Source organism: Campylobacter sp. B0100352/1, assembly GCF_020135855.1.
Lineage (GTDB): Bacteria > Campylobacterota > Campylobacteria > Campylobacterales > Campylobacteraceae > Campylobacter_D > Campylobacter_D taeniopygiae.
This window is the reverse complement of record NZ_JACHTP010000107.1, coordinates 1-440: the sequence shown is the minus strand read 5'-3', so window position 1 is coordinate 440 and position 440 is coordinate 1. Positions and strand designations below refer to the sequence as shown.

1 pseudogene is annotated in these 440 nt (G+C 32.0%); it reads left to right on the top strand.

The annotated features are described in order from the left end of the window. Positions 1 to 440, top strand: a pseudogene (locus tag H2279_RS08745) (DUF2920 family protein); the annotation flags it as partial.

Genomic DNA, 440 nt, shown 5'->3' with positions numbered 1-440 from the left:
AAATTTTATTAACCAGTATCTAATTGAGAAAAAAAGCAAAGGTGTTTTAAGTTTTGATTCTTATTTACATCTTCATATGAGTTTACAACCTACAAAAAATGAGTATCAAAACTATGGCATTATGCAAGCTCAAGATCTCATAAATACAGCTCTTTATTTAAAGAAAAATGCTCCGTTTGATACTATGGGGGGGGGGTATTCCTGTGATTATGATTGGTACTTCTAGGGGAGGATATTTAGCATATTTGGCTGCTAAAATTGCTCCTTGGCTTATAGATGGAGTGATTGATAATTCTGGTAGTGTAAAACTTTTATGGCGGCTTGTTGGATTTGGAAGAGAGGTTGATTTTGTAAAATATGCAGAATTTTCATCTTTTGTATTTCCACATATAAATCTTCATTGTTCTAATAAAACTTTTTGGACAAGCAATAGCTCTTCA